This is a genomic window from Kribbella endophytica, assembly GCF_054781295.1.
Genome location: NZ_BAAGUR010000001.1, coordinates 3338836 through 3351445 on the forward strand (window position 1 = coordinate 3338836; position 12610 = coordinate 3351445).

General features: G+C 69.4%; 9 protein-coding genes. 6 read left to right on the plus strand and 3 right to left on the minus strand.

Features of this window, described 5'->3' with window-relative positions:
- The first annotated feature begins 4 nt into the window (after positions 1 to 4).
- The 3 genes from cseB to ACYVIO_RS16040 all read left to right on the plus strand — a co-directional run bounded on the left by cseB (position 5) and on the right by ACYVIO_RS16040 (position 2518).
- Complete coding sequence (gene cseB / locus ACYVIO_RS16030) at positions 5 to 703, plus strand: two-component system response regulator CseB (protein WP_460651551.1); 699 nt, start codon at positions 5 to 7, stop codon at positions 701 to 703.
- A gap of 37 nt (positions 704 to 740) precedes the next feature.
- Positions 741 to 2009, plus strand: coding sequence for a HAMP domain-containing sensor histidine kinase (locus ACYVIO_RS16035; RefSeq protein WP_460651552.1), 1269 nt, complete (start codon positions 741 to 743; stop codon positions 2007 to 2009).
- An 83-nt stretch (positions 2010 to 2092) separates the two neighbouring features.
- Positions 2093 to 2518, plus strand: coding sequence for a hypothetical protein (locus ACYVIO_RS16040; protein WP_460651553.1), 426 nt, complete (start codon positions 2093 to 2095; stop codon positions 2516 to 2518).
- A 57-nt stretch (positions 2519 to 2575) separates the two neighbouring features.
- Here ACYVIO_RS16040 and ACYVIO_RS16045 read toward each other — a convergent pair whose 3' ends face one another.
- From ACYVIO_RS16045 to ACYVIO_RS16055, 3 genes are all read right to left on the minus strand, one after another.
- Positions 2576 to 6343 carry an endo-alpha-N-acetylgalactosaminidase family protein gene (locus ACYVIO_RS16045; RefSeq protein ID WP_460651554.1) on the minus strand — a complete coding sequence of 1256 codons (3768 nt, stop codon included), beginning with the start codon at positions 6341 to 6343 and terminating at the stop codon, positions 2576 to 2578.
- Positions 6344 to 6439: 96 nt separating this feature from the next.
- Positions 6440 to 7642, minus strand: coding sequence for a fumarylacetoacetase (fahA, locus tag ACYVIO_RS16050; RefSeq protein ID WP_460651555.1), 1203 nt, complete (start codon positions 7640 to 7642; stop codon positions 6440 to 6442).
- 17 nt (positions 7643 to 7659) lie between these two features.
- Positions 7660 to 8580, minus strand: a complete 921-nt coding sequence (locus ACYVIO_RS16055; protein ID WP_460651556.1) for a hypothetical protein — start codon at positions 8578 to 8580, stop codon at positions 7660 to 7662.
- Positions 8581 to 8654: 74 nt separating this feature from the next.
- Here ACYVIO_RS16055 and ACYVIO_RS16060 point away from each other — a divergent pair, with 74 nt between their 5' ends.
- From ACYVIO_RS16060 to ACYVIO_RS16070, 3 genes are all read left to right on the plus strand, one after another.
- Entirely contained in the window at positions 8655 to 9851 is a 1197-nt protein-coding gene (locus tag ACYVIO_RS16060; protein ID WP_460651557.1) for a homogentisate 1,2-dioxygenase domain-containing protein, read from the plus strand.
- Between the two features lie 761 nt (positions 9852 to 10612).
- Entirely contained in the window at positions 10613 to 11344 is a 732-nt protein-coding gene (locus ACYVIO_RS16065; RefSeq protein ID WP_460651558.1) for a class I SAM-dependent methyltransferase, read from the plus strand.
- 250 nt (positions 11345 to 11594) lie between these two features.
- A complete protein-coding gene (locus ACYVIO_RS16070) occupies positions 11595 to 12416 on the plus strand; it encodes an SCO6745 family protein (RefSeq protein ID WP_460651559.1) in 822 nt (273 codons plus the stop codon).
- The last annotated feature ends 194 nt before the right edge of the window (positions 12417 to 12610 follow it).

Sequence of the window (12610 nt, forward strand, 5' to 3'; positions counted from 1 at the left end):
TTCAGTGGTACCGGAAGAACCGGCAGCGCGCATCCTGATGGTCGAGGACGACGCGGTGATCCGTGAGGCGACCCAGTTGACCCTCGAGCGGCACGGCTACGACGTCACCACGGCCGAGGACGGCCTGGAGGCGATCGAGAGCTTCGAGAAGATCCACCCGGACGCGGTGATGCTGGACATCATGCTGCCCGGCCTGGACGGCATCTCCGTGTGCCGCCGGATCCGGGAGACCAGCCTGGTTCCGATCGTGATGGTGTCCGCCCGCGGTGACGCGCTGGACGTCGTACTGGGCCTGGAAGCCGGTGCCGACGACTACGTGACCAAGCCGTTCGACACGCAGGTCCTGGTGGCCCGGCTGCGCGCGGTGATGCGGCGCGCGGTGGTGGACCCGGAGCGGCCCAGCCCGGCGAGCGGAGCCGGCGTCGAGTCGTTCGGCGACCTGGAGCTGGACCGCGAGGCCCTGGAGGTACGCCGAGGCGGCAGCACCGTCCAGCTGACGCCGACCGAGCTCAAGCTGCTGATCGAGTTCGCGAACAACCCGGGTGTGGTGCTGAGCCGCAGCACGTTGCTGCAGCGGGTCTGGGACTACGAGTGGGGTGGCGACGGCCGGCTGGTCGACGTCCACCTGCAGCGGCTGCGGACCAAGATCGGCGCCGACCGGATCGAGACCGTTCGAGGGTTCGGGTACAAGCTTCGCGCGTAGGCTCCTCCGCACCTGACCTCAAGGACGGAGGACACCTGTGGGGCTGCGGAGCAAGCTCGGCCTGATCTTCCTGCTGGTCTCCTCGCTGGCGATCCTGGTGCTCTGCGTGGCGGTCTACACGCAGGCCCAGACGTCCCGGCTGGACCGGACCCGCGATCTGGCCCGCGAGTCGATCTCGAGCGCGGTGCAGATCTACAACGAGTACGGCGTCGCCACCCGGGACTCCAAGATCGACGACCCGCAGCTGCCGCAGGCGCTGCGGGAGACGGCCGAGGGCGGAACCCGGGCGACCTTCGTGACCGGCGCGCCGAACCCGAAGATGTGGGTCGCGGCGCCGGTCGACGGCGGCAAGGTGCTGTCGATCGTGCAGGACTACAGCAGCGAGGACGACTCGACCAAGGCGCTGCGCCGCGCGCTGATCATCGGCGGCATCGGCACGGTGGCGCTGGTCGCCCTGGTCAGCGTCGTCGCGGCTGGCAGCCTGTCCAAGCGGATCGTTTCCGTGGCCGGTACGGCGCGCCGGATCGCCGGCGGCGAGCTGGACGCGTCGGCGGTCGAGACGGTCAGCAAGGGCAAAGGCCAGGCGAACGCCCGGAGCAAGGACGAGGTGTACGCGCTCGCGACGGCCATCGACTCGATGGCCAGCTCGTTGCGCGGTCAGCTCGAGGCCGAGCGGCGGTTCACCGCCGACGTCGCGCACGACCTCCGGACGCCGGTCACCGGCCTGCTGACGGCGGCCGAGCTGCTGCCGCCGAGCCGCCCGAGCGAACTGGTGCGCGACCGGGCCAAGGTGCTGCGCGGCCTGGTCGAGGACCTGCTGGAGATCGCGCGGTTCGACTCGGGGGTCGAGCAGGCCGATCTGGAACACATCGGCCTCGGCGCGTTCGTCGCGTCGGCGGTCGGCCGGCTGCGGATGCAGCAGGCGATCGCGCCGGACAGCGTCGTCGTACGGCTGAACGGACCGGACGCGACGGTGTCGACCGACTCGCGCCGCGTCGAGCGGATCCTGGCCAACCTGATCGTCAACGGTCTGCGGCACGGCCGGCCGCCGATCGAGGTGACCGTGCAGGGCCGGACCGTCGAGGTCGTCGACCACGGCACCGGGTACCCGGAGGAACTGATTGCCGAGGGCCCCCGACGGTTCCGCTCCGGGATGGCCGAGCGGGGTGCCGGGCACGGACTCGGGCTGACGATCGCTGCCGGCCACGCCAAGGTGCTCGGCGCCGAGCTCACCTTCGGGGCCGCGCCGACCGGCGGTGCACTGGCCCGGCTCGTGCTGCCGTCGTCACCTGAGACGGATTCTTAACACAACTTCTCCCGCGGGGCGGGCGTCTCCTCTGGTGTCGGGTTCACCGGAATCCGTTCCATACGAGGGGAAATCAGAAAATCATGCGCGTTCGTTCTCAGCTCGTCCGTCGTTCCGTCGCCGTGCTCGCGGGCCTCACCGTGGCCGGCGGAGCCGTTGCCCTCGGCACCCTTCAGGCCACCGCCGCACCGACCGCCGGGCACAGCGCCCAGGTCTCGTCGACCGTCGCGGCCGCGCCGACGATCAGCATCAAGTCCGACAAGGCCACCGCCAAGGCGTGGGCCAAGGTCTCCTTCACCGGCAAGACCACGGGCATCGCGGCGAACACCGCGGTCCAGGTGCAGCGGCTGGAGAACGGCAAGTGGGTCAACTTCCCGGCCACCACCAAGGTGACCTCGAAGGCCACCTACTCGGTGTGGGTGCAGAGCGGTCGCGTCGGCGTGAACAAGTTCCGCGTCGTCACCGCCAAGGCCGCCAGCGCCGCGGTGAGCGTGAACGTCACCAAGTGATCCACGCACAGCGGCGCCACCTCCCGGGGGAGAGGTGGCGCCGCTGTCGTCGTCGTACTAGCGCGTGCCGTACACGTTCAGCTCGGCGGCCGAGCCAAACACCGCGCCGTTGAGCGAACTGGTGCCGACGAACTTCACGTACCGGCCGGTGACCGCGGGGAACTCGAGTCGCTGCACGGCGGTCGAGTTGGGGAACTCACCGGTCTTCACCGGCGTACCCCAGTTCTGCCCGTCGGTGCTGACGTACAGCTCGTAGCCCTTGAACATCCCGTTCGTGCCGGACTGGCGCGGCAGGTAGCTGAAGCCGTCCACCGCGTACGACGCCCCGAGGTCGAGCGTCAGGTGATGCGGGTACGTCGCCGGGGTCGGGACCTCGGACCAGGCCGAATGCCACAGCGTGCTGGGGTTTCCGTCCAGTGCCGCGCTCGCCGGGCCGTCGGTCCCGGGGTCCTCGCTGGAGACCTCGGTGATCTTGATCCGGGACTGCGGGACGATCCCCGGCGGCAGCAGGGTCGCTTCCGCCGCGGTGGTCGCGCGGCCGCCGGTCGCGGTCAGCGGGTACTTGCCCTCCGGCGTACCGGTGGGTGGGGTGACCGCGAAGACCGTCTTCACACTGGTGCCTGCGGCAACCGATGCGTGGGTCGCAGGGGTCGTTGCCTCGACGGTCCATCCGGTCGGGGCCTGAAGGCCCAGGGTGATGTCCTTCGCCGCGACCGTGTCGTTGTTGGTGAAGGTCGCGGTGACGTCGTTGGCCTCGCCCGAGACCAGACCGTTGACACCGGTCAGCGCCAGCGACGTGCAGTCGGCGGCCTCGGACGACTTGCCGAGATCGGTGACGGCGAAGTTGTCCAGGACGAAGTCCGCCTGGTCGCCGCCGCCGGACAGCTTGCGCAGCCCGACCCAGTAGTCGCCGCCGCAGCCGGCCACGAACTCCTGGTTGAACGTCGCCTTCGTCCGTTGCGCGCCGATCGGAGTGGACTTGACCTCGACCGACGCTGGCCGGTCGACACCCTGGACCCAGGCGTAGTGCCCGGCCTGGCCGTTCTCGTAGTCGAAGCTCACCTTGTACTTGTGGCCCGGCGTGAACGGCACGGTCGCCGGCGTCGTCCGGTAGACCACGCCCTCGTTCTCCTCGTGCGACTTCAACGACCAGTCGCCGTCGAGCACGTCGTCGACCAGCTTGCCGTTCCAGCCGGCCTGCGTGTACGGCGCGTGCTTGCGAGCGAGGCTCGTGCGCGGGTCCGTCGTACCGCCGGAGTCGCCCTTCACGAACGGGCCCCAGCCCTGGTCGACGTTCTCGAAGTCGTCCACCAGTCCGGCGGCCGGCCGCTTGGTCTCCACGACCCGGACATCGTCGATCCGGACCTTGGCCGAGCCGGCCGCTGCCGCGACGGTCAGGTCGGTGCTGTTGCCGGTGGCATCGAAGACGACGCGGGCGCGCTGGTAGTAGGCGTCGCTCTTGTCGTCCGAGGCGACCTTGTTCTGCGCGGTCGAGCGGGAGATCGTGTTGCTGACCCCGCCCGCGCTGATCGTCGTACGGCGTGACTTGCCTGGTTCGATTTCGACCCAGGCCGAGGCGCTGTAGGTCTTGCCGCGGGTCAGGCCGGTGATGCGCTGCTTGAGCGAGGTCTGCTCGGGACCGAGTACGGCGACGTGCTGGCCGGTGCCGAGCGTGTCGATCTTGGCGTAGCCGGTCGGGCTCCACGCCTTCAGGTCACCGGCGTTGAAGCCGGGGTCCTTGAGGTGGGTGCCGTCGCCCCAGTTCGCTGCCGCCTGCTGCGGCGCCGTGTCGGGGTACAGGACGTACGGCTGCCCGGCGACGGCGTCGAGAGTGACCACGCCCTTGCGGACCGGGGCGGTGGTGACCTTCACGCGACCGGTGTCGGTCAGCTTGTAGACGGTGAACTTGGTCGCGTTCGCCAGCTGGGCCGGGACGCGCCAAGCGGTCAGGCCGCCCTCGGGGTTGTAGTGGTAGAGCTTCTTGTTGCCGTCCCAGGGGAGCAGGTACTTGTCGCCGTCGAGGACCTTGGCGTCACCGGCGTACACGGTGCGCTTGCCGTTCTCGACCGCGCCGCGGACGCCGCCGGTGAAGCGGATGTCGCTCGCGTTCCAGTCGGTGATCTTCTGCTGCTGCAGGAACTTGGCCGGCAGGTTCTTCTGCCAGACGTTGGCGTAGAACTTGTTCCAGTCGGTCTCGCCGGTCCAGCCCTCGAACTCGACCAGCGAGCTCTGACCGAGGATCGGGTCGGCGTTCCAGACGTCCTTCTCGTGGTTGCGGACGAACCGGATGATCTGGCTGTTCAGGCCCTTGTTGGTCGCGCCGCCGTAGTCCAGGTCGTTGGCCCAGTGCGACCACAGCGAGGTGCGCTCGTGCCGGTCGGCCCACTCGGTCGCGATCTGCCAGCCCTGGTCGGCGAGCTGCCGGGTCAGGCCGTCGGCCAGCCAGCCGGACTGGTAGTAGACGTCGATGTAGAGCTCTTGCAGGTTCTTGTCGGTCTCGTCGCGCAGCTGCTGGAACCGCTTCACGATGTTGCCCGTGGCAAGGTCCGGGCGCTGCTTGATGTAGTAGCTCTGGTTCAGCCAGTTCCAGCCCTTGCTGGACTTGTCGACCAGGTCCTCGCTGAAGGCGTTCGCCTCGGGGTAGGACTCGGTCGTGTTGACGTGGACGCCGAACGCGGCGTTCCAGCCCTTGCCCTTCTTGAGCAGCGTGTTGAGGTCGGTCAGGCCGCCGGCGCGGATGTTGTAGTTGCCGCCGTAGTCCGGATGCGCGGAGTCGTGGCCCTCCGAGCCGTAGCCCTTGAGCAGCGCGAGCTGGCCGAGACCGTCGGTGGCCAGCGAGATCCGCTTGACGTCGTCGAGCGTGCGCAGGAACGGGTGCGTGGCCTGGCTGGCGAAGTTGAACGGGATGTGGGTGATCACCCGGTCCTTGACCAGCTCACCACCCTTCGGCTCGGTCATGATCGCGCGGAACGCGAGCGCGCCGTCCTGCCAGTCGACCGTCTTGTCCTTGTTCGCGTCCGGGGTCACCACGACCTTTGCCCAGGGCAAGGGCTCCGTGTACGGCGAAGTGTCCGCGCGGTAGGTCCACTGACCGCTCCACACGCCGACGCGCGAGCTGCCGTCGGCCGCCTTGCGAGCGCGGTGCCAGAACCGGGCACCGTCGTCGACGGACTGCCCGGCCGGCTTGTCGTACGTCGAGTTGGACTCGATCCCGGCGGCCAGTCCGCTGGTGCTGACGAACGCGTACGCCGCGCCGGTCGGCGCCGACTCCGCCGGGGTGGTGGCGGTGACCGGCGTGATCTTGTCGGCGGTGCGGGTGGAGTCGGGGTCGAGCGTGGTGAACGCCGTGGTGGCTTTTGCCTCGGTGCTCGAGACCGAGACGAGGTCGTGGTCGGGGATGTCGATCGTGCCGACCCGGCTGGCCTCGGTGTCGCGGACGGCGTCGATCGCGAACGTGGTGACGCGGCCGGCGAGCGCGAGGCTGGCGTCCAGCTCGACGCCGGGGAGAGCATCGAAGGCGAGGTGGTAGACGGCCTTGGCGCCTTCGACGGTGGGCGCGCTGGTGAGGTGCGCCGTCCGGGCGGTGCCGTTGATCGTGACGGTCGAGATCGCGTCCGGCTGACCGCCGAGGATCCGGCCGGAGGCGTTGTCGGCGTACTGGACGACGCGGGGGAAGTCGGCGGCGACTGTGACGGTCAGCTCTGGTGAGCTGAGGGTCAGCGGGCCGGTGGTTTGGCTGCTGGCGGCGCCTGCTGACGGCGCCGCCAGCAGCGCCGCGGTCAGCGCGAGAGCGGCGGTGGCAGCCGCGGGACGGATGGGAATCACGAGCGCACTCCTCGGACGACGGGCGGGTCGTCGAGGATTCTCTGCTCAGGACCGAGCAGTAGTCAATAGAAACGAACAGCTATGAACAGGTTTTGTTCACTTTCGCGCAGGAACGATCTGTCCGGTGACCTCTCCGAGACCGATCTTCCGGCCGTCCGCGGTGCTCGCCCAGCCGGTGATCGTGACCACGTCGCCGTCCTGCAAGAACGTGCGTTCGTCGCCGTTCACGGTGATCGGCTCGCGGCCGCCCCAGCTGAGCTCGATGAAGGAGCCGCGCTGGTCCATGGCGTTGCCGCTGACCGTGCCGGAGGCGTAGAGGTCGCCGGTGCGGACGGAGGCGCCGTTGACCGAGAGGTGGGCGAGCATCTGCGCGGGGGACCAGTACATCTCCCGGTACGGCGGGGTGCTCACGAGCTGGCCGTTCCAGCGGACCTCGAAGGTGACGTCGGGGTTCTTCAGGTCACCTTGGAGGTAGGGGAGCACCGGCGGGTCCTGCTGCGGGAGCGGGACCGCCGCGTCCTTCAGCGCCTCCAGCGACACCACCCACGGCGAGATCGAGGTCGCGAACGACTTGCCCAGGAACGGCCCGAGCGGCACGTACTCCCACGCCTGGAGGTCGCGCGCGGACCAGTCGTTGACCAGCACCACGCCGTACACGTGGTCCTCGAACGCATCGACCCCGACCGGCGTACCGAGAGCGGACGGCGTACCGACGACGAAGCCGAGCTCGACCTCGATGTCGAGCCGCTGCGACGGGCCGTACGACGGGCTGGTCTCTGCCGGAGGTTTGCGCTGGCCCGACGGGCGCACGATGTCGGTGCCGCTGGCAACGACCGTGCCGGCCCGGCCGTGGTAGCCGACCGGGAGGTGCTTCCAGTTCGGCAGCAGGGGTTCGGAATCGGGGCGGAACAGGCGGCCGAGGTTCGTCGCGTGCACCTCGGAGGCGTAGAAGTCGACGTAGTCGGCGACCTCGAACGGCAGCAGCATCGTGACGGCTTCGCGCGCGATGAGGTGGGGCTCGACGGCGTCGCGGTTGTTCTCGTTGCGGACCAGGTCGATCAGCCACTCGCGGGTCGCCTTCCAGGCCGGGCGGCCGAGCGCGAGGAACGCGTTCAGGGTCGGCTGGTTGAACAGCTGCGACCCGTCCAGCATCTGTGCCGACGCGACCGGCGCCAGGTCGATCAGGTGGTCACCGATCGCGGCACCGATCCGCGGCTCCTCGTCGCCGAGCCGGAACACGCCCAGCGGCAGGTTGTCCGGGCCGAACGGCGTGCCGTCGGGAAGGTCGATCCAGGTCACAGTTCGCTCCAGTTTTTTCAGCTGAGGAGATCGAGCGTCTTCAGGTCGTCGTACGGCTCGGTGATGCTGCAGGAGCCGTACGACGTGAACCAGCGGCGGGTGCTCTCGGCCTGCTGGTCGGTGAGTTCTTTCGCCTTGCTGGCAAGGGTCTTGCCGTCACGTTCGTCGAGCAGCGCTTTGAGGTCGTCCAGGCCGGCGCCGTCGAGGGAGGCGCGGGTGGCGAGCAGGACGTTGAGGAAACCGTGGTGCTCGAAGCCGGTGTCGGCGGCGGTGTGCCGTACGGCGTTGTGCAGGCCGGCCGTGCACTTGAACGCGACCTCGCGATCGAGGCAGGCGGTGATGAACGCGGCGACCTGATCCGCGCTGGGGAAGAGTGACGCGTCGAGGCCGCCGGTGCGGAGCTTGGCGTTGTAGCCGGCGTCGGCGACGACGTCGAGCGCGCGCTCCCAGGCGCCGTCCAGCCCGATCTCGACGAACGCGTTCTCCTCGTCCAGGCAGTCGTCGCAGGCGCGGACAACGCGCAGCGCGTTGCGGGACAGGTCGTCCTCGTCGCGCAGACGGACCTCGATCGCGGTGACGTTCAGGTCGGGCGAGCGGTCGCCGTACCGGATGGCGGGCTCGATGCCGCCGGCGCCACCGGTGATCACCACGGCGACGTTCAGGGGGCTGGTGCTCGCGCCGCTCGATCCCGCGGCCGATGCGTCGCCCAAGTCTGTCGCGGCGCGTGAGTCCGCACCCTCCGCGCGGAGCCTGGCGACCTCGGCGGCGACCTTCATCAGGTCCTCGTCGGAGGTGACGAAGGCGCCGACCAGGTCGGCGTACGGCGTACCGGCGTGAGCGCGGTGAGCGGGCACGGCCTCGGGCAGCGGGAGGTTCCCGGGCGGGAACATCGAGGCGTCGTCGACCAGGTGCCGGAACAGCGGTGGGACGGTTGACATGGGTCCGAGCCTAACGGATGCTTTCGGTAAGCGGACAGTCGTGTCCGATAAACGGCGATGCGGAAGCAGGGGTCATGGCGTACTACCGGCAGGTCGGGCAGGTCCCGCCGAAGCGGCACACCCAGTTCCGGAACCCGGACGGCGCGCTGTACTACGAGGAGCTGATGGGCGAGGAGGGGTTCTCGTCGGACTCGTCGCTGCTGTACCACTCCGGCGTACCGTCGGCGATCGTCGACAGCCAGGTGTGGTCGCTACCGGATCTGTCGACCGTGGCCAACCATCCGCTGACGCCTCGGCACCTGAAGCTGCACGATCTTTTCGACGGGCCGGCCGGTTCGAACGTGGTCGAGCACCGGCGGCTGGTGCTCGGGAACGGCGACGTCCGGATCTCGTACGTCGTCGCCGGCGAGCCGTCGCCGTACTACCGGAACGCGATCGGCGACGAGTGCGTGTACGTCGAGAAGGGCTCGGCGACGGTCGAGACGGTCTTCGGCGTGCTCGAAGCGCGTGAGGGCGACTACGTGCTGATCCCGCGGGCGACTACGCATCGGTGGTTGCCGGGCGCTGACGGGGTGCACGCGTACTGCATCGAGGCGAACAGCCACATCGCTGCGCCGAAGCGGTATCTGTCGCGCTACGGGCAGTTCCTCGAGCACGCGCCGTACTGCGAACGCGACCTGGTGACGCCTGCGACGCCGTACGTGGTCGACGGTGTGGACGTCGAGGTCCTGGTCAAGCACCGCGGGAACGGACCGGGCGGGATCGTCGGTTCGCGGATGACGTACGCGACGCATCCCTTCGACGTCGTCGGGTGGGACGGGTGCCTCTACCCGTACACCTTCAACGTCAGCGACTTCGAGCCCATCACCGGCCGCATCCACCAGCCGCCACCGGTCCACCAGGTCTTCGAAGGCCACAACTTCGTCATCTGCAACTTCGTCCCCCGCAAGGTCGACTACCACCCGCTGTCCGTCCCCGTGCCGTACTACCACTCGAACGTCGACTCCGACGAGGTCATGTTCTACTGCGGCGGCGACTACGAAGCCCGCAAGGGATCCGGCATCGGCCTCGGCTCCATCTCCTTGCACCCCGGCGGCTACGCCCACGGCCCTCAGCCCTCGGCGATCGAGGCGTCACTCGGCGCCGAGTCCTTCGAGGAGCTCGCGGTGATGGTCGACACCTTCCGCCCGCTGGAGTTAGGTGAAGCCGGTACGGCGGTAGACGACGGCGTCTACGCCTGGACCTGGGCTGGTCGGCGCCTCGGGAGCTAGTGCTTTCCCCCACGCGGGCTCCTCCGTTCGCTGGCGCTCACTACGGTGCCTGCTCCCACCCACCCTTGGTTCAGTTGCGCGCTGACGCACGCGGTGCGCGTGCTGTCGCGCGCTTCAAGTACGCGCTGGCGCGCTGAGCACGCGCTGGCGCGCTGAGCACGCGCTGGCGCGCTGAGCACGCGCTGGCGCGCGTAGTACGGGCTGGCGCGCTCAACCACGCGCTGGCGCGCGTAGTACGGCGCTTCCGCGCTGAGTGCGCGCTGCCGCGCTCACGCGAGATAGCGCCCGCGGTGCGCTTGCGACCGCCCGCTTGAGCCCACGCGCGCGGCGCTTGGTCCCACGCCTGCTGCGCCTTGCGCGGCGCTACTGCGCCGAGTGCGCGCGGCCGCGCTCTCGTGCGCGTGCTGACGCCCGCAGTGCGCGTGCTTCGCCCGCTTCAAGTGCGCGCTGGCGCGCTGAACCACGCGCTGGCCCGCTTGCAACACGCGCTGCCGCGCTTTGCGCGGCGCTACCGTGCCGAGTGCGCGCTTCCGCTCGTGCGCGTGCTGACGCCCGCAGCGCGCCTGCATGGCCCGCTTCAAGTGCGCGCTGCCGCGCTCACCTACGCGTGCCGACGCCCGCGGCACGCGTTCTTATCCCGCTTCGGGTGGGCTCGTCGCTGCCTCACCGCGTCTGCTCTTCGGCGGGAAAATGACAAGCGCTGAAGGCATGGAAGGTGCCAGGATGCCGGGATGGTTGCGCGGGCGTTGAGCTTTGGGACAGTGGCGGAAGGGTACGAGCGGTTCCGGCCCGGCTACCCGATGGAACTCCTGGAGCTGGTGACGGCGTACGCCGCAAGGCCGCTCAAGACCGCGCTCGAGTTCGGTGCTGGGACGGGCAAGGCCACGCGGCTGTTTGCGGAGGCTGGGGTTGCGGTCACGGCGACCGAGCCGGATGCGGCGATGCTTGCGGAGCTTCGGAAGCACCTGCCGGCAAGCGTCACCACCGTGCAAGCTGCCTTCGAGGACCTGCCGTTGGATTCGTCGTACGACCTGGTGTACTCGGCGGCCGCCCTGCACTGGACCAACCCCGAGGGCCGGTGGGACCGGATGGCCGCGCTCATTCGACCAGGTGGCGTGTTCGCCTCGTTTGCCGTGCCGATCCAGCTGGCTGACCCGGCTCTCAAGGAGGCCGCGCGTGTGGCGCGGGCGCCGTACCTGGAGAACGACGGCGTCCCGTCGCCCGACAGCAGGCCGCCTGCGGACCGCCCGATGGAATGGCCTGGCACGGAGCTTCAGCAGGCCGAGGGGTTCACCGATGTCCGGCAGGCGGTGGTCGAACGGCGGCTGACGATGAGCGCTCACGACTACGTCGGACACCTCTCGACGGTCTCGGCGTACGTGATGCTCCCGCCCGCCGACCGCGACCAGGTCTTCCGCCGAACCATCGAGGTCCTCCCCGAGACGGTGGAGATCAACGCCGAGGTCACGGCCCACCTCGCCCGCCGCCAGTAGCACGACGTCCCGAGCAGGGCTGGTCGAGCGGCCGCCTACTCGATCTGCGCCTGGAAGCAGTCTCCGCCGCAGTACGCCGAGCGTCCGCCTACTCGAGCTGCGCCCGCAAGCAGTCTCCCGCCCCAATACGCCGAGCGCCCGATGGGTACTCAGATATTTTCGGGCAAGTTTGTCGGATGGGCGGAGGGCCGGTCGTAGAGAGGGTGAAAGGCCGGCGACGGGCCGGCCCGATGCGAGGAGGGTCATCCAGATGGAAAGCATCGAGCGGCAGCTCAAGGAATTGTTCGTACCGATTCACGAGGTCGCCTACATGGCCGAGGAGCCGGACGAGGAGTTGCAGGCGCTCGGGTACGAGGGGTACTGGCCGTTGTACTTCGCCTCGCGGTCGGCGCCGCTCGGGCGGGTTCCGGCTGAGGTTGTGGACGCGTTGTTCTACAACTTCGCGCCGGGTGAGGTCGCCGCTTGTGTCCCGAGTTGCTGGGAGGTCGCGACGCCGGAGGAGGTGCTCGCCGCTCGGGAGCGTGGGTGCGTCAGGGCGCTGCGGGCGATCCTGGGCGACCTCGCGGACAGCCCGGTGATCGCGCGCGCCGCCGAACTCTTCACGCGGGCCGCGTTCAGTGCGCCGGTGGAAGGCAGGATGCTGTACGCCGGACTGCGGTCGCTGCCGGTCCCCGAAGAGCCGGTCGCCCGGCTGTGGCATGCGGCCACCCTCCTGCGGGAACACCGCGGCGACGGCCACCTGGCCGCCCTCGTCGCTGCCGGGATCAGCGGTCAGGAGTCGCACGTACTGCAGGCCCTCCTCTTCGACATGAAGCCCCGCGACTTCGGCCGCCTCGACCCGCTCACCGACGAGCAGCTGGAGGCCGTGATCGACGGTCTGCGGACCCGCGGCCTGGTCGACGACGAAGGCTGGTTCACCCCCGCCGGCCGCAAGCTCCGGACCGAGATCGAAGACCTCACCGACGAACTCGCCGCCCCGGCGTACACCTGTCTCGCCCCCCACGAGATCGAAGAACTCACCACCACCCTCGCCCCACTCGTCCAAAAGATCGTCGCGGCCCGGCCCTTCTGAACACCGGCGCCTCTAACGCAGGCCCAGCCGGTCGCTCGCGCCCGTCCGGCTCGGGCTCCCAATCCACCCGCGGTATTGCCGAGGTGCTGAGAACCAGAGGCCGTGGTCCCGGCGGAGGTGGTACCGACTACTGTGCCGTCGGCAGACAGCCGGAATGCTTCCAGGGGTGGATGATGCGTCGTTTTGGGGTGGGT

Bases quoted from the DNA above. Each gene is read 5' to 3' on its own strand.
- ACYVIO_RS16040 (WP_460651553.1), top strand. From the start codon at position 2,093: ATGCGCGTTCGTTCTCAGCTCGTCCGTCGTTCCGTCGCCGTGCTCGCG.
- ACYVIO_RS16055 (WP_460651556.1), bottom strand. From the start codon at position 8,580: ATGTCAACCGTCCCACCGCTGTTCCGGCACCTGGTCGACGACGCCTCG.
- ACYVIO_RS16060 (WP_460651557.1), top strand. From the start codon at position 8,655: ATGGCGTACTACCGGCAGGTCGGGCAGGTCCCGCCGAAGCGGCACACC.
- ACYVIO_RS16070 (WP_460651559.1), top strand. From the start codon at position 11,595: ATGGAAAGCATCGAGCGGCAGCTCAAGGAATTGTTCGTACCGATTCAC.